We start from the raw sequence: 22,520 nt of genomic DNA on the forward strand, positions 1-22,520 counted from the left end.
CCACCTCTAGCACATCATTTTTGCTCTTCTTTAGGAGCAAAGACCGACAACCCTTTTTTGACTACGACTAATTCGATAGGCAGATTATCTGTCGTATCACCATCTGTACGAGTGCCAACTGATTTTTCCCGTGCTTGGATATTGATCTGACTAGCAGTCAAATAATTGATACCTGGGACAGAGTAAATTTTTCCTTTGATTAAACGAGGCAAATAAAAAACAAATCGAAAAATATCTAAAGATGGGATGATTGTGACATGAAACATACCATCATCGGGTGAAGCTGAATCATCAAAATTCGTATAACCACCTACTGAGTTAGACATTGTGACTGTCAATAATTGTGTTTTTCCTCGCCAATGTTCTTTTTCTGTTTTGATATCTAAATGATACTTTCTCTTTTTTAATAATAACTTGATGAACCGTTTGATAAAAATCCAAGAACCATATTTTTGCTTTTCTTTTTGACTGATCCAAACAGCTGTATCTGCCAGTATACCGATCGTTAAAGTTGAGATAATGACTTCATCATTGACTTTTCCATAATCGATTTGACGGATTTGTCCCTCTAAGATAATGTCCGCAGCTTTTTCCTTTTCTAATGGAATACCGAGAACACGGGCTAAATTATTGACTGTTCCTCCTGGTAGTAGTCCTACTTGATAATGCTCAAGTTTATCTTGAAAAGCCTGTACAATATGATGGATCGTACCATCGCCTCCGATTACGATTAAGGTATCTGCGTGCGTTTCTTCAGCCTTTTTGACTAATGTCTCATGCTTGATTGAAGGACCTGTTTCCGTTAGATTGATGATTAGTTCTGGTCGTTTCTTTAAGGCATATTCTTTAAACCAGCTTGCTAATTTTTCACCTTCATCTTGTCCTGAGCTTTGATTATAAAAAACTAGCAATTTTTCCATTTCTTTCTTCCTCCCATTTTTACACAAAAACCAAGGGGTCAGACGTTCCATTGTTGGAATACGCCCACCCCCAGCTAAAAGGATAGATCCACTTCGTTCACTTACTTGATCCATCCACGTTCCTATTTGATTTTATACGTTTGTATTCAATTCTGCAATTTTTACAATCACATCTGTTGCTTTTTCCATCACTTGCAGAGAAACAAACTCAAATCGGCCGTGCATATTTTCGCCACCCGCGAACAAATTAGGCGTTGGAATGCCTAGATAAGAAATTTTCGATCCATCTGTTCCACCTCGTACTGGTTCAATCACAGGCTCGATTTCTAAATCGATCATCGCTTGTTTTGCTAATTCAACAATGCTCATATCTTTTTCAATAATTTCTCGCATATTATAGTACTGATCATACATATCAACTTTCACACGTGTCTGATCGAAGCGACTATTTAGTTTTTCTTGGATTTCAGTAATTTTCGCTTTCCGTGCTTCAAATTTTTCTCGATCGTGGTCACGGATAATATAACTCATAGTTGCTTCTTCGACATTTCCATTTAATCCCATCAAATGGAAGAACCCTTCATAACCTGTCGTTTTTTCTGGGACTTCATCTGCTGGTAGTTGATTATGGAAGTCTATCGCTAATTGTAATGCATTGATCATCGTATCTTTGGCTGTACCAGGATGGACATTTTTTCCTTGAATTGAAATATTAGCCTGAGCTGCGCTGAATGTTTCATATTGTAATTCGCCTAAAGGTCCACCATCAACGGTATAGGCAAAATCAACATCAAACTGCTGTACATCAAATTTATCTGCTCCTACCCCAATCTCTTCATCTGGTCCAAAAGCTACTTTAATCTCACCATGTGGGATAGTTGGGTTTTTCAGCAGAATTTCCATTGCGGTCATAATTTCAGCGATCCCAGCTTTATCGTCCGCACCTAACAACGTACTGCCATCAGTTGTGATCAATGTGTGTCCTTCGTAGTTTTTCAAATTAGGGAAGTCTTTGGTATTTAATGTATAATGTTCTTCACTATCTAGAACAATCGTTGATTCCCCATCGTAGTTCTCAATGATTTGTGGATTTACATTTACTGCATTGAAATCTGCGGTATCCATGTGGGCAATGAAACCGATCGAGCGAACTTTCTTTTCAATGTTACTTGGCAATGTTCCTATAACAAATCCATTTTCTTCATTGTAAAATACATTGGTTAGTCCTAAATCTTCTAATTCCTTTTTTAATACTTGCGCAAAAGCGACTTGTGTTTGTGTCGAAGGAGTCGTTTGACTACTTTCATCAGATCTGGTTTCAGTCTTAACATAGCGTAAAAAACGTGGTAAAAGATTTTCGTACATACAACAGCTCTCCTTTAGTTAAATTGAAATGGGTTCGTATCCGTTTCTGAAACAAAGAAATCAACGGTCCAATTTTCTTCTTGTTTCCATTTCTCAAATTTTTCGACAAACTTTTCTTTACATAAAGATTCAATATAATGACCTGGATCAATCGCAATCAAGCCTGCACTTTGCATATCTTGAGCTGTGTGGTAATAGATATCTCCAGTAATATAAACATCCGCTTTTTGAGCTAATGCATAAGGATAGAACTTTTCGCCACTACCACCACAAATGGCGATTCTTTTAACAGTGCTCTTTGTATGAGTTGGACGAACAACTCGTAGCCCTTCTAATTGGAAGGCTTCTTTTACTTTAGATACAAAGGTATCTAAATCAAGCGCTTCTGGTAATTCTCCGATTCGACCGATCCCCCAGGTTTGAGTCGGTTCGTCAATTGAAAACAAATCAAATGCTACTTCTTCATAAGGATGGACACGATACATAGCTGATAACACTTTTTCCTCACGGTCTTCAGGAAAAATCACTTCCACTTTAGCTTCTTCTACCTTTTCTAGTTGGCCATTTTTACCAATTGCGGGATGTGCCTGTTCATTCGGTCGAAAACGACCTTCGCCAATACTGGTAAAACTTGTATGATCGTAATGACCTTGTTCACCCGCACCAGCCTCGGCTAAAGCCTTACGTAATTTGTCAGCGTCTTCGATCGGTACATAAACAGCTAGTTTTTTGTAATGCCTTGTATGTGTCTTTAACAAATAATTTTCGACATTGATTCCTAACGCTTCACAAAACCAATCATTCAATCCATCCTCGATAATATCCATATTGGTATGTGCTGCATAGACAGAAATATCATGTTTTAATAAATCAGCATACATTTTTTCTTGTGGATGATCCGTTGTTAATCGTTTAATTGGTCGAAAAATGGGAGGATGTTTAGCAATTAACAAATCAATCTTTTTTTCGATGGCTTCTTGCACAACTTCTGGACGAACATCTAATGTCATCATTATGCGTTGAATCGGTTTATTTAACGTTCCAAGGTGTAGCCCCACAGGATCTCCTTCTTCAGCCAACCATTGAGGACAATATTCTTCAAATTTGCGAATAAATTCATTACCGTTGATCGCCATTAAGCTAAAACCTCCTCGATCATCTGAATTTCTTTTTTTATCGCTTCAACACGTTCTTCTTGGTTCTGTGCTTGTGCCAATTGTTTTAAAATCGCTTGTCTTTGTTTTAATTCTCTTTGCCATTTCTTTTGGAATACCACTGTTTTTCCTTGCAATAAAAATGGACCAAACAGAATCTCTTCCTCATTATAGATATGCTTCGTCGGTGTTTTTTCAGCTACAATGATTTCATAGATTTTTTTGTTTTCCTCTAAAATCTCTTCTGCAATGATTTGATAGTGATTGTCTTGCAACCATTTTCTCACTGCTTGCTCGCCAATATTTGGTTGGAGAATCAAACGCTCCTTCCCTGTTAAACGATGCTGTTTGGCGCCTGCTTCTAAAATATCTCGAATCAAAGCCCCACCCATACCAGCAATCGTGATCGCATTGATCTGATCTGTTGGCTCAATCGCATCTAATCCGTTAGCTAAACGAACAACGATCCGCTTTTCTAAACCATTTTTCTGTACTTGTTTTTTTGCTGACTCATAAGGGCCTTTCACCACTTCGCCAGCTACAGCAAATTCAATTTTATCCTTTAACATTAATGCAACTGGCAAGTAAGCGTGGTCAGAGCCAATATCTGCTAAAAACGCTCCTGTTGGGACATGTTCTCCTACTAATGCTAAGCGTTTCGATAAATCTAAGTGGTTCATACCTTCACTCCTTCCCCCTCATTATAACATTTTCCCTATAAATGAAGGAGATTTGAAAAAGAAAAATTTCAAATCTCCTGATGAGCTATTTGCTTTTACGAAACGTTTAACACTGACTATTCAATAACTCTTACCTCAACGATCGAATTACCAGGAATTTGCGGAGGGATTGACATTGTCATAATTGGTTTTTCTTTTAAAGTAAACTTGATCTCGTCACCTTTTTGAAAAGATTCCTTACCTCCAACTAATTGATCATTCGAAACATTTAGTGTTACACCATCATTATCAAAAGAGGTTCCAATATTCTCGGGGTCTTCGATTTCATCTACATTGACCACTTTGATTTGAATGGTATCATCGACTGAGTCATCAATACTTTCAATTTCACCCTTAAAAATACTTTGTCCTTCGTTAGAAGAATCCTTCGCTTTAGTCGTTGTTTCCGCACTAATCGAATCGATCGATGCCTCATTTTTATCTCCATTACCACAACCTGTTAGCGAAAAAAGTAACCCTGTCGCCAACAAACAAGAAAAAATCACTTTCATATCTTTATCCTCCGGCTAATTATTTACATTACTTCAATTGATGATCGTTCTTTGACTTTTTATTTAGTTGACGATAATCAATATATTCTGTTTTTAGTCGTACAATTTTGTTTTTGATACTTGTTCATCAGAAATTTATGGTTGTCTTTTTTCGTTACCATGATGACTATTGATCAGGCATAAGCTTCTCAGTAATCATCACTCTATCCAGTATGACACCACTTTTGTAACTTGTTACGATCAAAAAAAGTGGCGTTAAGTATGAATTCAGATACACTTTCATCTCAAATTATGAGTTTCTTGAATAACTAAGCGAACATCGAGAGTCATTGAAAAGAGAATTATTTGCAGACTTCTCTCAATTAATTGTTTGCATTGCTTATTTTCCTACCCATCAAAGCAATAGGCAGGAAATAGGGCAATAACTAATTCAACAAAAGGCTTTCTCGATCACATCTTCTAAGCCTACTAAGGCTAAAATTATGACTTCTATGCTTTCTCTTTTCGCTAGCCATTTCTCCGATTGCGTCCAGTCATTTCAATTTCTTTCGTCAAGTAACGGATTCGTTCCATGATTCGTTTGGCTTTCAATGGTTCTTCATCTCCACGCTGCGTCACAGCAAGATGATGTTCCAATTCATTCATTGTAAAATTGGAAGAGAAAAAGGTTGGTAGTTGCTCTTGCATTCGATATTGCAAGATCACACCAAAGACTTCATCTCTGATCCAACTACTCATTGCATCAGCGCCAACGTCATCCATCATTAAAATCGGTGAACGTTTGACCGCATCTAGTTTTTCTGCGACTTGATCTTTTCCAATCGCTTGTTTCATTTCAACAGCAAAAGTTGGAAAATGGACAAGTGTAGTTGTAAAGCCTTTAATGGCTAGTTCTCTGGCAGTCGCCCCTAAAAGATAGGTTTTTCCTATTCCAAAGCTACCAACTAAATAAAGTCCTTTGTGATATTCTTTGGGACTTGCACTATAATTTTCCACAAAGTCTAGTGCTTCAAAACTTGCATAGCTCCGTCCATCGGTACGCTCAAAATTATTGAAAGAAGCATCTTGGATATCTTTTGGCATATCGACAGCTTTGATCCGGTTCCTGATTTCTTCTTGTCTTTTCTTCGCCAATAAGGCTTCTGTTGGAACATAAGTCACATCAACATAATGAAAATTCAAGGTTAGCTTGGGCTCATAGCCAGGAGCGATCATCGTAGGGTCATTTTTTTGGTATTTTCGTTTTTCTTGGACAAATTCATATAGTTTTGCATAACTTTTTTCGATATCTGCTTGTGTTAATTCATCTTTGTGATCCGCCAAAAAGGCTTGCACATCTGGATCGTTGAGGACTTCTTCGATCATTTCAGCATATTTTTGTTGATAATTTCGCTGGCTGATGATCCGCTTTAATTCTTTTCCTACATCTTCCATTAGCTATCTCCCTCCTTCTTGGCAAAATATTCTTTGAATCGTCGTTCGATCTCCGCTTTTTTCTCACTACTGATTTTTTTCTCTTCTTTTGGCTGGTTGACCCAATCCGGTAGTTTCTCACGACGAACGTTTCGACGATTAGTTGAATAATTCTGGTTCGTATTTTTAGTATTTTGTTTGCCTTTGCTATTGGTTTTCCGAATATGTTCAATGGCTTCTTCTGGGGTCATGATCTTTTTTTGTGCCCATTCGTTAGCGATCGTGTTGACAAAGCTTGCGGTTAAGCTAGGACGATCTTTGATTACTAAGACATAATTGATCAGGATATTGATCAAACTATTCGACAATCCCGATTGTGAAACTAAATCCTGTAAAAGCCAAGTTTCTTGTTTTGAGACATAGCCGCCTTTTGCTTGTTTCAGTGCCTCTAAGTATTTCATTGGCGGAATGCTTTTGGCTTCGTTCACTAACTGTAGTGTCGCATTTGTCAGAGCAGTTGCTTCCTTAGGTGTCTCATTCTGATTGGCAGAGGTTGCTTCTTCATTTTGATTAGCCAATGTATTTGTTCGCTTCGTCTGTTGGTTCATCAATACGATGCGTTGAAGCTCTTTGACAGATACTGTCTGCTCAGAAAAATCATACGCTTGTACGACCCATTCACCTAATGTCAACTCATCCACGCCATAAAGTAAATGATACATTGTTAACTGTTCCTTCAATGATTCATCTAGATTCATGATATGTTTTTTTGCCAACCAATCTGTCAAAAAGCGCCAATCAAGAGTGGATTGTTCCATGGACTTCCCCAGATCAGCTGATTTGGTTGTAAATGACTGTTGGTTTTTCTCGAGTTTCTCTTGATCTGCAGCATAAGTTTTTTCATTAAAGCGATATACTTCTAAAAATTTCTTCGTGATCTTTTGATAATCATTCGTCGAAAAATGTTCCGGCTGAAATAGTTGGATCAACTGATCGAAACGCCGTTGACCGACTTTTTCTAATAGCAGAAAAGACAATAATGTATCTTTAAAAAATGCTAACGGTTCAATTGGCTCAAGTAACTCATAAATAAAACATCCCCCTAAGCTAGGGTCTTCTTTGAAAAAAACTTCTAAAAGTCCGATCCCTTCTAGTTTTTTTCGTGCTTCATAAAGCTGAGGAATACCACAATTCAAGCTACTTAACAGATCAGCATGTAATCCTTCCGGTCCAACGCCTTTTTGTAAAGGAATTTCTGATAGTAAGGTAAAATACAAACTCAAAGCTTCACTGCCGATTAATGGCTGGTAGAGATAAAGTAATGAGGATTTCCCTTCTTCTCTTAGCGGATAGCTTTTTCTTCCTTGGTAGATATTTTTAGGTTGAAGCTCTTTCCATGCGTTATCCAAGGAATTTGGCCTCCTTTTATGACTTGATTTTATTTCTGATTTATTCGTTGTTTTCTTTATGATTCTCTTTATTATTTTCTTTTGCTTTATCAACGATGTCTTGTAATTCTTTTAAAAACACCGACATATCTTTAAATTGACGATAAACACTGGCAAAACGGATATAAGCAATCTCATCTAAATTGACCAGATCTTCCATCACGTATTCTCCGATCAACGTCGTCGATACTTCATTTTCACCAAGACTTCGCACCCGATTTTCAACATGATTTACGATTTGCTCCATTTGTTCCATCGCAACTGGTCTTTTTTCTGCTGAACGGATTAATCCTCTTAAAATCTTGTCACGATTAAATTCTTCCCGTTCCCCATTTTTTTTGATCACTAATAAAGGTGCTGCTTCAATTCTTTCAAATGTTGTAAAACGAAAAGAACAGTTTTCGCACTCTCGTCTTCGACGAATTGCTCGACCATCATCCGCTTGTCGACTATCAATCACTCGGGAATTGTTATGTTGACATCTAGGACATCTCATTATTTTCACCTCTTAATCTGAAATTTTTCTGATATACATTCATTTAATATATTGAATCAATTTATATAGTATTGATTCAACGAACATTCAAAGGATAAATTTTCACTCGATAATAGTTACGTAAATAATTACGTATGAAACAATATTTTTATGATTCACTCCTGCTTTTCATAAAAAAAGTTTCACACATGTAACTAGTTGTATTATAACATGAAACAATTCTTACAGGCGACTCTCCTGTATAAAAAACCTCGTTAGAAGAACCTTTTTTTCAATCGATTGATCGAAATTGTTCCAAAGCAAAACAATTAGGCTTGACTTTCGAGAAAATTGCATGTAAAACAGTGCTTCTTAAAAACTTCTTTCAGGTGCATACTTCAAAAAAACAGAGAGTGAGACAAAACTTGTCTCACTCTCTGTTTCAACAGTCTAAGTTATACCCATTAAAGTTTTTCTTCAATCCCTGTATAATGTTTCATTCGTTGTTCATCGATTTTTTGTTGTTCAGGAATATGATCGGCTTCTGGTAAAGGTGTTTTTTTGTGTGTTGGATCATCTTTTTTTCGTTCTTGTGTCAGATCTTGCTCCTTGGCTTCTTTTTCTGCTTGTTGGTCTTCTAATTCATCGACTCTGGCTTTGTAGCGTTCATCATTTTCTTTTGCAGCTTCTGATTGTGCCCGTCCTTCATCTACCAGTTCATCTTTATTCAAGATCTCTCCTAGTTTTTCTTTTGCAGAACCGACTACTTTATCTTTTTGATTTTTAAAAGTCCCCATACCAATCCCCCTCTTTTCTTTATATTCAGCATAGCAAACTATCTAAATATACTCAAAGAAATCGATTGTTGAAGTCCGAGAGCCAACGTTCGATTTGACAAGTCAGTTCATCCTTACTACCGGAATTGTCAAAAACAATATCTGCTAATTTTTTCTTTTCTTCAATCGGCATCTGGCTTTGTATTCTTTTCTTTGCTTCGTCCAGTGTCAATTGATTTCTTTTCATCAAACGTTGCAATTGAATTTCTTCTGGAAGGTAAACGACTGCTACAGCATCCATTTCCGGTTCATAATGACCTTCAAATAATAAAGGGATATCAACGACAACTAAAGGATAATTTGCTTTTTGTTGCTTAATCTGTTCCGTAATCGCTTGACGGATAAATGGGTCTAATAAGCGATCAAGTTTTTGTCTTTGTTCTGTCGAATCGAAAATAATCTTAGCTAAAGCTACTCGATCAAGCGAGCCATCTTCTTGAAGGATTTCTTCCCCAAATTCTTGAACGATTGCCGCCAATCCAGGAGTCTGAGGTTGGACGACTTCACGGGCGATGATATCTCCATCGATCATCGGGATTTGGTGACGGCTAAAAACAGCTGCTGCAGTGCTTTTCCCAGTAGCAATCCCACCAGTTAAGCCTAAGACATAGCCTACTTGCTGATTTTTAGTCTTTGGCAATTTGGACAATAGTGAGTCCCCCTTTGCGCTACTTTTGTTTTGACGATCGGTGTATGACAACGAACACATGGTTGACCAGTCTGACCATAGACATGTAAAGCTACTTGAAAGTTACCTGACTCGCCTAACGCATTGAGATAACTCCTGATCGTCGTTCCGCCAGCCTCGATTGCCCGAGACAACACGTCAATAATTGCTTTTCGTAACAACTCTGCTTCTTTGGGCTTCAATGTATCCGCTGGCTGTTCTGGATGGATCTTCGCTTCCCAAAGCGCTTCATCCACATAGATATTCCCTAAACCTGTTACTAATTTTTGATCTAATAATAATGGTTTAATCGCTTTATGAGATTTTTGTAAGCCTAAACGAAAGCCGTCTAATAAAAATGTATCTGGCAACGGCTCTGGACCTAATTTCATGATGCCTTTGTAAGCATCACTCGCTCCTTTTTCAACTAATGTCATTCGTCCAAATTTACGTACATCATGGTATCGGAGTTGGCTACCATCTTCAAAGAAAAAAATGACATGCGTGTGTTTATCGATCGGTTCATTTTTTTCAACAAATTGGTATTTTCCTTCCATACGTAAATGTGAGATCAATTCATAATGAGTCAAACGAAAAATTAAAAACTTGCCTCTTCGATCAATAGCCAGAATCTCTTCGCCAACTAACGAAGCTTCAAAGATTGCTGTTTCTGGTTGTTCAATGATTCTTGGCCATAAGACTTGGATTTTTTGGATTTTTTTTCCAACGACTAAACGAGACAAGCCTTTTCGTACAGTTTCTACTTCTGGTAATTCTGGCATGTTTTCACCTTCGACTTATTTGCTTTTTTATCTATTTATTGAACAGATCGGTTCAATAGTGGCAATCAGCTATTTCGCTTCATACCACGTTTTCCCCCAACTACTATCTGTAATCAATGGTACGTGTAAGGACACGGCATGTTCCATGACTTCACTTACTAATTTGTCTAATCGTTCTAATTCTGTTTCTGGCACTTCAAAAACCAATTCATCGTGTACTTGTAACAACATGGTTGCTGATAGTTTTTCTTCTTTTAAGCGTTTATCCAACTCGATCATCGCGATTTTAAGAATATCAGCGGCACTTCCTTGGATTGGGGTATTGATTGCTGTTCTTTCAGCAAAAGAACGTATATTATAATTTCGTGAATTGATATCAGGCAAATAACGTCTGCGATGGTAAAGGGTTTCGACAAATCCTTGTTCCTTTGCTTCACGAACGATACGTTCCATATATTCTTTGACTCCAGGATATTTCTCAAAATACGTATCAATGTACTGTTGTGCTGCTTTTCTTGTAATCCCAAGATTTTGTGATAAACCATAGTCAGAAATGCCATAAACGATCCCAAAATTGACTGCTTTTGCCTGACGACGCATATTTGGTGTGACATCTTCTGCTTTTTCAATCCCAAAAACACGCATAGCAGTACTTGCATGGATGTCTTGTCCTTCAAGAAAGGCTGCTTTTAAATGTTCATCATTCGAGATATGAGCCAAGACTCGCAATTCGATTTGTGAATAGTCAGATGAATAGATCAACCAGTCTTTTTCTCTAGGCACAAACGCTTGGCGAATCTTTCGCCCTTCATCTAAGCGGATAGGAATATTCTGTAAATTAGGATCTACTGAACTTAAACGCCCTGTTTGAGTCAATGTTTGAACATATCTGGTATGGACTTTTCCATCGGATTGAATGACTTTTAACAAACCTTCTACATAAGTTGACTGGATCTTGGCGATTTGGCGATACGTCAAGATGTCATCCACGATTGGGGCTTGTTCTCTTAATTGTTCTAAAACATCGACCGCAGTGGAATAGCCTGTCTTCGTTTTCTTGATCACCGGTAACCCCATTTTTTCAAATAAAATGACCCCTAATTGTTTTGGTGAGTTTAAATTGAAGGATTCACCAGCCTCTTGATAGATTGTTTCCTCGATCTCTTTCAATCGATTGGAGAATTCGATTTTCATTTCTTGTAAACGAGAAGCATCAACTTTGATACCAGTGATTTCCATTTCAGCTAAGATGATTGAAAGGGGTAGTTCCATCTCACGGAACAAGGCCATTTGGTTTTTTTCTGTTAATTCTTGACTTAACTTAGGTGTTAAAACATTAATGGCAGATACTTTTCTGGCAAGGTGGGCAAAAAATACTTCTTCCTCTACCGGTAATCCTTTTTTTGCCCCTTTTCCATAAATTGCTTCATCTGACTGCACTTCATGATAGCCATAATGGGCAGCGATTCCTTCAATATCCGTACTTTTCTCATTTGTATCAAGCAAGTAGGCACCAAGCAAGACATCAAAATCGATCCCTTTTGTTTTCGTAGCATAACGATTTAAAGCCACATAAGTCCGTTTGGCATCATAGACTTTTTTCAACCGTGTTGGATCAGCTAGCCAAGTACAAAAAGCTTCGTTCTCAAATAACGCTAGATCATTCGTAACATAAATTTTTTGTTTCGTCCCCCAAGCTACACCCACGATATCTTCTGTATGGTAATTGTCTCCCATCATCTCCACATATAAAGCCATGTCAGTCGTGAACATGTCCTCATGGTATTCATGGACTACTTCAAATAGGATATCTTCAAGTTCTACTTCTTCCTCAACAAGGTCCAGCTTTGCCAGGAATTGTTTAAATTCCATTTCTTTATAAAATGGCACCAATTTCTCTAAGTTTTTCCCTTCATATTTCAATGAATCAATTGAGACTTCAACTGGCGCATCTGTATTGATCGTCGCTAATTGTTTGGATAAGAAAGCTTGTTCTTTATCATTGATCAAATTTTCTTTCATTTTGCTTTGTTTCATTTCATCAATATGCTCATAGATCCCTTCAACGGATCCATATTGTTTTAACAATTTGATTGCTGTTTTTTCGCCGATTTTCGTCACACCAGGAATATTGTCTGAAGCGTCTCCTGCCAAACCTTTCATATCAATGATTTTATTTGGCGTCAACCCATCATATTTTTCAGCCACATGTTCAGGTGTGTAACTTTCGATATCACTCACACCTTTCACCGTAATGTCTACTTTGATTTCATTACTAGCTAATTGAGTCAGATCTCGATCACCAGATAAAACAACGACATCAAATTCTTCTTTATTGACTTTTTCGGCTAATGTCCCAATGATGTCATCCGCTTCATAATTAGGTAATTCATAGTATTGGACACCTAGTCCTGTGAGTAATTCACGAATGTAAGGCATCTGTTCTTTAAATTCTCCAGGAGTTTTTGAACGGCCACCTTTGTATTCTGCATACATCTCGGTTCTAAACGTCGTCTTTCCTGCATCGAATGCAACTAATACATGAGTAGGTTGCTCTTTTTGCATCACATTTTCAAACATCGTGTTAAAAGCATAGATCGCATTTGTATGCAACCCATTTCTATTTTTAAACCGTTCTAATGAATTGTGTAAAGCAAAAAATGCGCGAAAAGCAACACTATTTCCATCTACAAGTAATAATTTATTTTTTGTCATCTGCCTAACTCCTTACTGTAAAGTTCTTATTTATTCTAACAAAGAATACTGAGGAAAGCGAAAAGAAAAACGCAAATTAACCACTTTACTGGACAAAAAAGAGTGAAAAGACTCAATGCTTTTCACTCTCATAATTATTGTTCAACTGAACGATCCATTCAATCGCTTAATTGTTACGTCCGAAAATTCTTAAGAATGCTAAGAACAAGTTGATAAAATCAAGGTATAGTTGCAATGCCAAGAAAACGGCAATTCCACTGTGTGCTGTCCCATTTGATTCTATATAGATTGACCGGATCTTTTGGTTGTCATATGCGGTAATTCCTGCGAAGATCACGACTAAAAGAAGAGAAATAAACAACTCTACTGCGCTGCTTCGTAAGATAAAGATATTCAAGACCATGGCAATAATGACACCGATCAATGCGGCCATTCCGGCACGGCCGACACCTGTCAAATCTTTTTTAGTAACCAAGCCTACAACGGACATCCCTAAAAACATTCCAGTTGCTGTAATAAACGCTCTGGTAATGCTACCGATATCATACATCGCTAATGTGACAGCTAACGTCAGTCCATTCAAGAGCGAATACGCAATAAAACCACCAATAGCTAAACTTGGATTTTTAGCTGCTTTAACGCCCAATACAACTACTAAAATCAACTCTACGATCCAGAGACCCATAAAGCCTAATGGGAAATTATTGATGAACGAGAAAACTTGTTGAGGATATACTTGTAATGCGAGATAAGAGATAATCGCACTTAATGCTAGACCTCCTCCTAGATAACCATAGACCTTAGCATAGAAGCGATTCAGTCCTGTTGAAATAGTACCTTGATTATTCATATGTTTCACCTTCACTTTCAAGAGTAATCTCTAATTCTGGTTCGACCGGTGGCTGAACCATCACTACTGCATCCAATACCCGATTTTCTTCGCTATTGTTTGCTTCGACAGAGATTGTCACGACATTTTTCATTTTGTCTACTTTGATAATATCAAACTGAAAAGTCAATGTTTGATAATGGAAAACTGGCTCAATAAAATTGACAGAAAAATTGACTACATGAGACCCAGGACCTGGCAAATGTTTTGAAATTGCACTGGTGATGATGCCCATCAACATGACAGAAGGCACAATCGGTTGTTGGTATTCCGTGTGTTTCGCAAAATCATGTTGGATGTAGAGTGGATTCGCATCATTTGTTAGTCCTAAATACAATAACAGCTGATTGTCTTCAATCGATTCAGTTAAAGACAACGAGTCCCCTTCCTCCAGTTCATTGATGGTTTTTCCTAATTTACGTGGTTTACTTATGTTCAAGTTAGTAACCCTCCAGTTTATATATTGATCACTTCTTATTGTATCAAAACAGTCCAAAAAGGCAAGTTACACTGATTAAAACAAGAAAATATTAACGAAACTGAAAGAAGACAGCGATGTTGATTCCTCTTTTGAAAACCAGAAAAATCAAAAAATCTCTACCTGTTAAGTTTCATTCTTTAACAGATAGAGACTGCTTTACAATCGACTACTTAAAAAAATAGATTACAATACATTCTTTGTCGTACTACTTAATAATTTTTCATACGCTTGTTCAAATTTTTGAACGTCCCCTGCACCCATAAAGATAATGACAGCATCGTGGAAATCAAGTAAAGGAGAAACATTGTCTTCTTTGATCACTTGACCACCTTTTTTGATTTTATTGCCAAGATCTTCAATTTTGACATCGCCCTGTTCTTCTCGAGCAGAGCCAAATATATCACATAGGTAAACTTTATCTGCAAGATCTAGTGCTTCTGCAAACTCATCCATCAAAGCAATTGTGCGGGTAAATGTATGAGGTTGGAAAACTGCAATGATTTCTTTATCAGGGTACTTTTGTCGAGCCCCATCGATTGTTGCTTTGATTTCAGCTGGATGATGAGCATAATCATCTACAACTGTCATATCAGCTACGATTTTTTCGCTGAAGCGACGTTTTACACCTGGGAATGTTAACAATTCTTTCGCTACTTCTTCTTGGTCTAGTTTTTCAAAATAAGCAACTGCGATCACGCCTAATGCGTTTAATATATTATGTTTGCCAAAAGCAGGAACAGTGAAATGTCCCACAAATTCATCTTTGTGGTACACATCGAAAGCTGACCCCGTCGTTGTGCGTTCGATATTCCGAGCTTGGATATCATCGTCTTCAGAAACACCATAATAATAGATCGGAACATCTGCTTCTAATTTTCTTAAGTAAGCATCATCTCCATAGGCAAAGATCGCTTTTTTCACTTGATTTGCCATTGATTGAAATGCGGTAAACACATCATCAATACTTGTATAATAATCTGGATGATCAAAATCAATATTTGTCATGATAACATAATCAGGCGAATATGCTAAGAAATGGCGACGATATTCACAAGCTTCAAATGCAAAAAATTCTGCTTGAGGATCGCCATGTCCTGTGCCATCACCAATTAAATAACTTGTTGGACGAATGCCAGTCAACATATGTGAAAGTAATCCTGTCGTACTCGTTTTACCATGTGAACCAGTCACTGCAATACTCGTGTAGTTTTGGATAAAGTCGCCGATAAAGTCATGATAACGAACAACTTCTAATCCCAACTCTTTCGCTCTTTGAATCTCCTCATGCGTATCTGGGAAAGCATTACCAGCAATGATCGTCATTCCAGGTTGAACATTCTCTGCATCAAAAGGCAAAATTTTGATATTTGCTTTTTCTAAATCCCTTTGTGTAAAGAAATATTTTTCGATATCTGATCCTTGTACTGGTAACCCTTGCTCGTGTAAGACAAGTGCCAATGAGCTCATTCCTGATCCTTTAATACCAACAAAATGGTATAATTTATTTTGATTTTCCATTTGAATCCTCTTCTCTTAAATATCATCCATTATTTTGTTTTCTATTACAACACGTTCCTCATTATCATATAAACCTAAAAAAATTTCAACCAAATATATTTGAAGAGGTTACTTACTTGAAAAATCGTTCAAATTTAAAAACTGGCTAACGCTCTCGTTTGGTCTACTAGGGATGATTTTCTCATGAACGCAAGAAAGTTCCTGAAACAGAAGAACGGATCCGTTGATAGGCTGACCAAACTTTTTGTGGGATGTCCACATGATTCATATAATTTTTCCCATTGGGTCCATAGCCCTGTTCATCATCCTTCAAACGAACCATTTCTCCTAAAACTAACGCATAAAAATAATCTTTCGACCATTGATCGTTCAACTCTGGCTGAGAAAAATGTAACTCTTCCGCTAGTTCAATTAATTGGGGAACAAATGGGACATAGTTACACCATTCTACTCCTGTGCCTTTCCAGACCTTCTCAAAAGTTGCTCTGGTACGTCGCTGTAATGTTGGATCATTCATAAGAAAAATCCGTTCAGGTAAAGCGCCCTTTTTTTGAAGGATCGTCAAGGCATGTTGTGCATTTTCCCCAGAGTTCGTCGAGGTTGTTTCTAAAATGAATCTTTCAGTTGGAATGTGGTATTTTTCTGTTAAGTAACGAAAACACATCTCACTTTCACTGAGTCCATCCTCAAATAAAACCCCTTGCTTTGCAAAATTTTGGCGAAGCACCTTAGTAGCATGTCCAATTCCTCCGACTAGAAAAATTTGCTGCACTTGTCCTTGCAAATACAGTTCAGCTGCCTTATCAGCAAGAATCGGTAAGCCATTGCCTGCTAGAATCACTATTGGTGCCGAATCATTTGTTCTTTGATCACTTGCATCAGCCAAAAAGGATAGCAAACAATTCCAATCTTTCAATTGTTCCCCTTGATTCGTCATGAGCTTCTTTCTCCTTTTTAAGATATTTTACTTACTGGAAAGCTGTTCATTTGGCATTTTATCCAGTGTTTCCTTCCAAATCAAATGCCCTCGACATTTACCGCAAACATAGCGTTTGGTATCGATTTTTCGTTTGCGGTAAATATCGGTTGTACAACTAGCACACTGATACCATTCAATTTTAGTCGTTTTCTTAGCAGAAAGAGCAGGAGCGTATCTTAAACCACCCGTTTTTTTTAGCAAAGCCTTAAAATCAGCATCTCGATGACGATAACCTTTATTAGCTAAATGCAAATGATAATGACATAATTCATGTTTAATGATTGCAACTTTTGTCGCTTCATCCACTTCTTGAAACATCTTCCAATTAAAATCTAAATGATGGTCGTTTAAGTGATACCGTCCCCCTGTAGATCGCAAACGAGAATTGAATTTTGCTTGATGCTTAAAGGGCAATGAAAAACTATCTAGCGAGATTTTTTCAACGAGTTGCTGCAATTCGATTTCTGTCACTTTATTTCGCCTCATAAGGGGAAAGCATCGTTAAACTGATTCTTCCTTTATTGACATCAACAGCTTCAATCCAAACTGTTACAACATCGCCTACAGAAACGACATCAGTAGGATGTTTAACAAATTTTTTACTTAATTTAGAAAGATGAACTAATCCGTCTTGCTTTACACCGATATCAACAAACGCGCCAAAGTCGATTACATTCCGTACAGTCCCTTTCAACTCCATCCCTGGTTTCAAATCTTCCATACTTAAAACATCTGAACGCAAGAGTGGGGCTGGCATTTCATCCCGCATATCTCTACCAGGTCGGGTTAATCCTTCAAGAATATCAGCTAACGTTTCTTCTCCTACAGATAATGTTTTGGATAAATGAGTGGAAGAAAGTTGAGATAGGGTTTCGATTGCTTCTTTTTTACCTAATGCTTTCTCTGATAACCCGTTGCTTTTTAGAATTTCTTTTGCAATTGGATAGCTTTCCGGGTGAATGCCTGTATTATCAAGAATGTTTTTCCCACCTGGTACACGGATAAACCCGATCGCTTGCTCATAAGCCTTTGGTCCTAAGCGAGGAACTTTTTTCAATTGCGCTCGCGTCTCAAACGCACCATTTTCTTCTCGATAAGTCACAATATTTTGAGCAGTTGTTTTATTCAAACCAGAGATGTGTTGCAATAATTGAGGGCTTGCAGTATTAACATCCACACCCACTTGATTGACCACAGTTTCTACTACAAAATCTAATTGTTCCGCTAAACGTTTTTGAGAAACATCATGTTGGTATTGTCCAACTCCTACAGCTTTAGGGTCAATCTTCACTAATTCAGCTAATGGATCTTGCAAACGTCGAGCGATCGACACTGCACTTCGCTCTTCCACTTGGAGGTCAGGAAATTCTTTGCGGGCAATATCACTTGCAGAATAAACAGAAGCTCCCGCCTCATTCACGATCGCATAGTACGCTTTATGATCAGCTGATTTTAATTGTTCAGCAACAAATTGTTCTGATTCACGGCTAGCAGTACCATTTCCTATTGCAACCATATCTACTTGGTATTGGTTGATCAATTGAACAAAAGCAGGTCCTGCAGCTTCACGTTTCGCTTGAGAAGCAGGTTTATGCGGATAGATGACTTCAATTGCCAAAACTTTACCTGTCGCATCTACTACAGCTAACTTACATCCTGTACGATAGGCTGGATCGAATCCTAGAACGACTTTTCCTTTTAAAGGAGGTTGTAACAAGAGATTACGGAGGTTTTCTCCAAAGATCGCAATTGCTTGCTCATCAGCTTTTTCAGTTAATTCATTGCGCACTTCCCGCTCAATCGCAGGTTGAATAAATCGTTTGTAACTATCTTGATAAGCATTTCTAACAAACATAGTTGCGGGAGAAGCTGGGTTATTGATCAATTGCCGCTCCAGATAAGACAAAATAGGTTCCTCTTCCACTTGGAGTCCGACTTTCAAAATGCCTTCTTTTTCACCACGATTCGTCGCTAAAATACGATGAGAGACGATTTTATGAATGGGTTCGGCATAATCATAATACATTTCATATACCGCTTTTTCATCTAGCTCCTTCTTTTTAACGACACTGACATAAGAACCTTTATTGTAGGTATAGGAGCGTACCCACGTTCTGTAAGTTGCATTATCACTGACTTCTTCAGCAATGATTTCGTGAGCGCCTTGCAATACTTCCTCTACCGTATGAACTTCTTTTTCATCATTGAGGTATTTTTTTGCTTCTGCATAGACATCTTCATTGGGCAATTGGCGAAGCCACTGGGCAAAAGGCTCTAATCCTTTTTCTTTTGCGATCGTCGCTTTCGTTCTGCGTTTTTGTTTATAAGGACGATACAAGTCTTCTACTTGTTGCATTTTAACTGCTAAAGTAATGTCTTTTTTCAATTCTGGCGTTAGCTTACCTTGTTCATCGATTAAACGAATCACTTCTTGTTTTCGTTTCTCTAAGTTTTCTAAATAAGCATAGCGCTCTTCAATTTCTCGAATTTGTACCTCATCTAAGCTACCGGTCATTTCTTTTCGGTAACGTGCAATAAATGGGACAGTATTTCCTTCGTTCAATAAATTCAATACGGTGGTAAGTTGTTTTGAATGATACATCGTTAGTTCTTTTTGAACTAACTGGACAATTGTTTGATTTAAATTCTCTGCCATCAATATACTCCCTTTTTAAGTTAAAGCCATTTTCATTATTCCCTGTTTCTAAATAAAAATGGTGGATTTTCTCACATACTTATTTATTTTATCATATTTGATAACAGTACTTATAGCAGCTCTTAGCAAAACAAATCAATCACACTAAAAATCCCCTATAATAGTTGAGGAATTTGAGTTTCCTCAATACTTTTATAAGGAATCATGTACTGTTATCCTGATCCATTAATTTCCTTGCCACGGTCCTTCAGTGTTTTGATACTCAATGTCTTGAACGATACCAGTTTCATCAAAAACCACACCATGCATCGATCCACCAAAGACTGCTCCACCGTCAATTCCGATTTTCTTATCGTGAATCCATAAATCTGTCGTTTCCATATCTCCGTGTAGCATAGGGGTAATGGTATGACCAAAAACGATTGTTTTTCCTGTATTATTTTTACCTTCATGGAAAGGTTCGCGGATCCAGATGAAATCATGAGGGTTTGTATCATGCCAATCTTTTTTAGTTAAGTCAACCCCTGCATGGACAAAGAGATAATTATGCCATTCATAATAAAGCGGCCGCTCACATAAAAAATCAATCAGTTCGCCATATCGTGAGCGAATCATCAACGCAATCTCTGTGGGCGAATACTCTTCAGTTGACCCAGGGTGTAAAAGACTGTCAAATGTTTCTTTGCCACCATTCCGTAAATAGGGCTCATACCAGTCTTCAGGACTTTGGAGGAACTGCAAAAAGTACTCTTCGTGGTTTCCTCGAAGATAAATCGCGTTATTTTCTTTGACTAGTTGCATACCTAGTAAAAAACATTCTTTCGTGTTAGGGCCTCTATCATTCAAATCCCCCATCAATACTAATTGATGATTTAATGGATCAAATTCGTTGACCAATTTTTTAAAGAGATCGTATTTTCCATGAACATCGCCAATCGCATACACCCACTTTTTCATGATGAAACTCTCCCTTTCCATTGTAGTATAACGTATCTTTCGCATAGATTTACACTTATCGAAAAGGTTTTTCCCTTTCCTATACTGATTTTCTCAATAAAAAGAAAAAAAGACAAGCCAAAAATAAAGATAGCAAAGGAAATCCCTTGTTCACTCAGCGCTCAACTAGAGCTAGCTGATTGGAGAACAGCTTCTCCTGCTATGTTTATTTTTCAGCTTGTCACTAAATGCTAGTTAAAAAAAGCAGCTAATTTTTCTTCTACTTCTTTTTCAGACAGTTGATGCTCTTTGATGTAGCGGTTTTGTGGATGTTTTGCGCATTCGATCGAACAAGAACCTAAATGTTTTTCTTCATTTTCAACAGAAGTCAACATCTGACGATTGCATTCAGGATTGCCACAATTGATGTAGCGTTCGCAAGGCTTACCGTCGAACCAATCTTTGCCTACGATTCGTTTATCCACTTGATTGATATCAACCGCAATACGTTCATCAAACACATACATCTTACCGTCCCACAATTCTCCTTGAACTTCAGGGTCTTTTCCATAAGTTGCGATCCCGCCGTGTAGTTGACCAACATCTTTGAAGCCTTCACGGACTAACCAACCAGAAAATTTTTCGCAACGAATCCCGCCAGTACAATAAGTAACCACTCGTTTTTCCATAAATTCTTCTTTATGATCACGGATCCATTTAGGGAGTTCCCTAAAGCTTCTAATATCAGGACGAACAGCCCCACGAAAATGTCCTAGATCATACTCATAATCATTTCTGGCATCAATGACAACAGTATCTTCATCTAAAATTGCCTCTTTGAATTCTTTTGGTGAGAGATAATCTCCTGTCAATTCGTGAGGATCGATATCGTCTTCTAATTTCAAAGAAACAAGTTCTGGTCGTGCACGAACAAACATTTTCTTAAATGCGTGGCCTTCACTTGGATCAATTTTAAAAAATGTATCAGCAAAACGCTCGTCTTGATGCATCATCGCCATATATTTTTCAGTTTCTTCGATCGTTCCAGACAATGTGCCATTGATACCCTCTTTGGCAACTAAGATTCTTCCTTTTAAATTCAACGATTTACAAAAGGCTAAATGTTCCTTTGCAAATTGCTCTGGGTCTTCAATGTTTGTGTAGTTGTAATAAAGTAATACTTGGTAATCCATGTTTTCTTTCCTTCCTTCTCTTCTCTCCAGAATAGTATAAAAAAAGTAAGGTTCGTTTGACGATATTTATGCTTGTGTATTTATGTTCAAACTCTTCAGTTAACATAATATAATTATCGTTTTTTAATTTAGGCAAACTTTACTACATAAAAGATGGAATAAGATGACCTCAACGATGGAATGACCCTTTACATAAACTAGGTTCTACCAAGTGAAAAACACCCACTCTACTAGTCGCTAAACATGACCTGTTTAACTACTAGTAGAATGAGTGTCTAAAGACTACCTTCAAATCATTTCTTTATTTCCCTGTTACTGCAAAATAATTACCATCAGGATCGGCAAAATTAAATACGTATTCTTCACCTAACTGGACTAATTCGCCTAATACCGTACCTTGTGCTTGCATTTTCTTATATAAATCAAAAATATCATCGCTATAAAACATCAAGGATGGGGAACTTCCAGCAACTTCTGGGGAATGTTGTTCAATGAATTCCCGATCGTATAAGACAAGTGAAGTAGTCGCCTTCTCTGATTGGGCGATTTCTACAACCAATGTGCCATCCATTTCTTGACGATCTAATTCTTTGAATCCAACCGCAGTCCAAAAATCAACGTTTTTTTTCACATCATCAACATATAACATGATTTTCATTTCATTGGTAAACATGTAAATCCTCCTACATTTCTTCGTTTTAGAAGTCATAAGCTTAACTATTTTAGCATACGGAGATCGGAAAAGCTATCTTCACTCCATCTTTATACTCTTATACTTGCCCTTATTGTCATAGTTTTTGGAGTGGATGGAATCTCGTTTTCACTTTTCGGAATAAAATAGATTCCCTGTATCAATCGCTTA

21 protein-coding genes are annotated in these 22,520 nt (G+C 37.5%); all 21 read right to left on the reverse strand.

All coding sequences use genetic code 11. The annotated features are described in order from the left end of the window. Positions 1–14: 14 nt before the first annotated feature. Positions 15–920, reverse strand: a complete 906-nt coding sequence (locus tag IGJ11_RS07115) for a diacylglycerol/lipid kinase family protein (protein WP_025480176.1) — start codon at positions 918–920, stop codon at positions 15–17. A gap of 132 nt (positions 921–1,052) precedes the next feature. Further along, positions 1,053–2,285 (reverse strand): peptidase T, encoded by a 1,233-nt coding sequence (gene pepT / locus IGJ11_RS07120; RefSeq protein WP_010719045.1) that lies wholly within the window; start codon positions 2,283–2,285, stop codon positions 1,053–1,055. Positions 2,286–2,299: 14 nt separating this feature from the next. Beyond that, entirely contained in the window at positions 2,300–3,421 is a 1,122-nt protein-coding gene (locus IGJ11_RS07125) for a Nif3-like dinuclear metal center hexameric protein (RefSeq protein WP_207432090.1), read from the reverse strand. After that, positions 3,421–4,119 carry a tRNA (adenine(22)-N(1))-methyltransferase gene (locus IGJ11_RS07130; RefSeq protein ID WP_010719043.1) on the reverse strand — a complete coding sequence of 233 codons (699 nt, stop codon included), beginning with the start codon at positions 4,117–4,119 and terminating at the stop codon, positions 3,421–3,423. Before IGJ11_RS07130 ends, IGJ11_RS07125 begins: the two co-directional genes overlap by 1 nt. Positions 4,120–4,235: 116 nt before the next feature. Next, positions 4,236–4,670 carry an LptM family lipoprotein gene (locus IGJ11_RS07135; protein WP_010737674.1) on the reverse strand — a complete coding sequence of 145 codons (435 nt, stop codon included), beginning with the start codon at positions 4,668–4,670 and terminating at the stop codon, positions 4,236–4,238. A gap of 507 nt (positions 4,671–5,177) precedes the next feature. Next, positions 5,178–6,104 (reverse strand): primosomal protein DnaI, encoded by a 927-nt coding sequence (dnaI, locus tag IGJ11_RS07140; protein WP_207432082.1) that lies wholly within the window; start codon positions 6,102–6,104, stop codon positions 5,178–5,180. Further along, positions 6,104–7,492: a replication initiation and membrane attachment family protein gene (locus tag IGJ11_RS07145; protein WP_207432064.1), complete on the reverse strand. Its 1,389-nt coding sequence runs from the start codon at positions 7,490–7,492 to the stop codon at positions 6,104–6,106. The genes dnaI and IGJ11_RS07145 overlap by 1 nt, the downstream gene beginning before the upstream one ends. A gap of 40 nt (positions 7,493–7,532) precedes the next feature. Continuing rightward, positions 7,533–8,027 carry a transcriptional regulator NrdR gene (nrdR, locus tag IGJ11_RS07150; protein WP_010719039.1) on the reverse strand — a complete coding sequence of 165 codons (495 nt, stop codon included), beginning with the start codon at positions 8,025–8,027 and terminating at the stop codon, positions 7,533–7,535. A 443-nt stretch (positions 8,028–8,470) separates the two neighbouring features. Further along, on the reverse strand, positions 8,471–8,803 hold the full coding sequence (locus tag IGJ11_RS07155) for a hypothetical protein (RefSeq protein ID WP_010719038.1): 333 nt from the start codon (positions 8,801–8,803) through the stop codon (positions 8,471–8,473). Positions 8,804–8,855: 52 nt separating this feature from the next. After that, on the reverse strand, positions 8,856–9,491 hold the full coding sequence (gene coaE, locus IGJ11_RS07160) for a dephospho-CoA kinase (RefSeq protein WP_161651736.1): 636 nt from the start codon (positions 9,489–9,491) through the stop codon (positions 8,856–8,858). Further along, positions 9,455–10,291, reverse strand: coding sequence for a DNA-formamidopyrimidine glycosylase (mutM, locus tag IGJ11_RS07165; protein WP_096709056.1), 837 nt, complete (start codon positions 10,289–10,291; stop codon positions 9,455–9,457). Before mutM ends, coaE begins: the two co-directional genes overlap by 37 nt. 69 nt (positions 10,292–10,360) lie before the next feature. After that, entirely contained in the window at positions 10,361–13,006 is a 2,646-nt protein-coding gene (gene polA / locus IGJ11_RS07170) for a DNA polymerase I (protein WP_251849149.1), read from the reverse strand. A 166-nt stretch (positions 13,007–13,172) separates the two neighbouring features. After that, positions 13,173–13,856 (reverse strand): Bax inhibitor-1/YccA family protein, encoded by a 684-nt coding sequence (locus IGJ11_RS07175; protein WP_053766814.1) that lies wholly within the window; start codon positions 13,854–13,856, stop codon positions 13,173–13,175. Further along, positions 13,849–14,334 (reverse strand): MaoC/PaaZ C-terminal domain-containing protein, encoded by a 486-nt coding sequence (locus IGJ11_RS07180; protein WP_053766813.1) that lies wholly within the window; start codon positions 14,332–14,334, stop codon positions 13,849–13,851. Before IGJ11_RS07180 ends, IGJ11_RS07175 begins: the two co-directional genes overlap by 8 nt. Positions 14,335–14,559: 225 nt before the next feature. Continuing rightward, the gene (gene murC, locus IGJ11_RS07185) at positions 14,560–15,894 is read right to left on the reverse strand and encodes a UDP-N-acetylmuramate--L-alanine ligase (RefSeq protein ID WP_010737682.1); all 1,335 of its coding nucleotides are present in this window, start codon (positions 15,892–15,894) and stop codon (positions 14,560–14,562) included. A gap of 181 nt (positions 15,895–16,075) precedes the next feature. Continuing rightward, positions 16,076–16,831 (reverse strand): YdcF family protein, encoded by a 756-nt coding sequence (locus IGJ11_RS07190; protein ID WP_010737683.1) that lies wholly within the window; start codon positions 16,829–16,831, stop codon positions 16,076–16,078. A 27-nt stretch (positions 16,832–16,858) separates the two neighbouring features. Next, positions 16,859–17,344 (reverse strand): SprT family protein, encoded by a 486-nt coding sequence (locus IGJ11_RS07195; RefSeq protein WP_034698181.1) that lies wholly within the window; start codon positions 17,342–17,344, stop codon positions 16,859–16,861. A gap of 1 nt (position 17,345) precedes the next feature. Then, positions 17,346–19,529, reverse strand: a complete 2,184-nt coding sequence (locus tag IGJ11_RS07200) for a Tex family protein (RefSeq protein WP_010737685.1) — start codon at positions 19,527–19,529, stop codon at positions 17,346–17,348. A 225-nt stretch (positions 19,530–19,754) separates the two neighbouring features. Next, the gene (locus tag IGJ11_RS07205) at positions 19,755–20,486 is read right to left on the reverse strand and encodes a metallophosphoesterase family protein (RefSeq protein ID WP_010719028.1); all 732 of its coding nucleotides are present in this window, start codon (positions 20,484–20,486) and stop codon (positions 19,755–19,757) included. Between the two features lie 230 nt (positions 20,487–20,716). Then, complete coding sequence (gene trhO / locus IGJ11_RS07210; RefSeq protein ID WP_207432053.1) at positions 20,717–21,658, reverse strand: oxygen-dependent tRNA uridine(34) hydroxylase TrhO; 942 nt, start codon at positions 21,656–21,658, stop codon at positions 20,717–20,719. A gap of 301 nt (positions 21,659–21,959) precedes the next feature. Then, positions 21,960–22,331, reverse strand: a complete 372-nt coding sequence (locus tag IGJ11_RS07215) for a VOC family protein (protein ID WP_010719026.1) — start codon at positions 22,329–22,331, stop codon at positions 21,960–21,962. Positions 22,332–22,520 lie beyond the last annotated feature (189 nt).

It is taken from the genome of Enterococcus sp. DIV0691 (genome assembly GCF_051711145.1).
Classification (GTDB): domain Bacteria; phylum Bacillota; class Bacilli; order Lactobacillales; family Enterococcaceae; genus Enterococcus_B; species Enterococcus_B hirae.

Excerpts from the sequence above, each read along its gene's own strand:
- IGJ11_RS07115 (WP_025480176.1), bottom strand. The coding sequence starts at position 920 with ATGGAAAAATTGCTAGTTTTTTATAATCAAAGCTCAGGACAAGATGAA.
- pepT (WP_010719045.1), bottom strand. The coding sequence starts at position 2,285 with ATGTACGAAAATCTTTTACCACGTTTTTTACGCTATGTTAAGACTGAA.
- IGJ11_RS07125 (WP_207432090.1), bottom strand. The coding sequence starts at position 3,421 with ATGGCGATCAACGGTAATGAATTTATTCGCAAATTTGAAGAATATTGT.
- IGJ11_RS07130 (WP_010719043.1), bottom strand. The coding sequence starts at position 4,119 with ATGAACCACTTAGATTTATCGAAACGCTTAGCATTAGTAGGAGAACAT.
- IGJ11_RS07135 (WP_010737674.1), bottom strand. The coding sequence starts at position 4,670 with ATGAAAGTGATTTTTTCTTGTTTGTTGGCGACAGGGTTACTTTTTTCG.
- dnaI (WP_207432082.1), bottom strand. The coding sequence starts at position 6,104 with ATGGAAGATGTAGGAAAAGAATTAAAGCGGATCATCAGCCAGCGAAAT.
- nrdR (WP_010719039.1), bottom strand. The coding sequence starts at position 8,027 with ATGAGATGTCCTAGATGTCAACATAACAATTCCCGAGTGATTGATAGT.
- IGJ11_RS07155 (WP_010719038.1), bottom strand. The coding sequence starts at position 8,803 with ATGGGGACTTTTAAAAATCAAAAAGATAAAGTAGTCGGTTCTGCAAAA.
- mutM (WP_096709056.1), bottom strand. The coding sequence starts at position 10,291 with ATGCCAGAATTACCAGAAGTAGAAACTGTACGAAAAGGCTTGTCTCGT.
- polA (WP_251849149.1), bottom strand. The coding sequence starts at position 13,006 with ATGACAAAAAATAAATTATTACTTGTAGATGGAAATAGTGTTGCTTTT.
- IGJ11_RS07175 (WP_053766814.1), bottom strand. The coding sequence starts at position 13,856 with ATGAATAATCAAGGTACTATTTCAACAGGACTGAATCGCTTCTATGCT.
- murC (WP_010737682.1), bottom strand. The coding sequence starts at position 15,894 with ATGGAAAATCAAAATAAATTATACCATTTTGTTGGTATTAAAGGATCA.
- IGJ11_RS07190 (WP_010737683.1), bottom strand. The coding sequence starts at position 16,831 with ATGACGAATCAAGGGGAACAATTGAAAGATTGGAATTGTTTGCTATCC.
- IGJ11_RS07200 (WP_010737685.1), bottom strand. The coding sequence starts at position 19,529 with ATGGCAGAGAATTTAAATCAAACAATTGTCCAGTTAGTTCAAAAAGAA.
- IGJ11_RS07205 (WP_010719028.1), bottom strand. The coding sequence starts at position 20,486 with ATGAAAAAGTGGGTGTATGCGATTGGCGATGTTCATGGAAAATACGAT.
- trhO (WP_207432053.1), bottom strand. The coding sequence starts at position 21,658 with ATGGATTACCAAGTATTACTTTATTACAACTACACAAACATTGAAGAC.
- IGJ11_RS07215 (WP_010719026.1), bottom strand. The coding sequence starts at position 22,331 with ATGTTTACCAATGAAATGAAAATCATGTTATATGTTGATGATGTGAAA.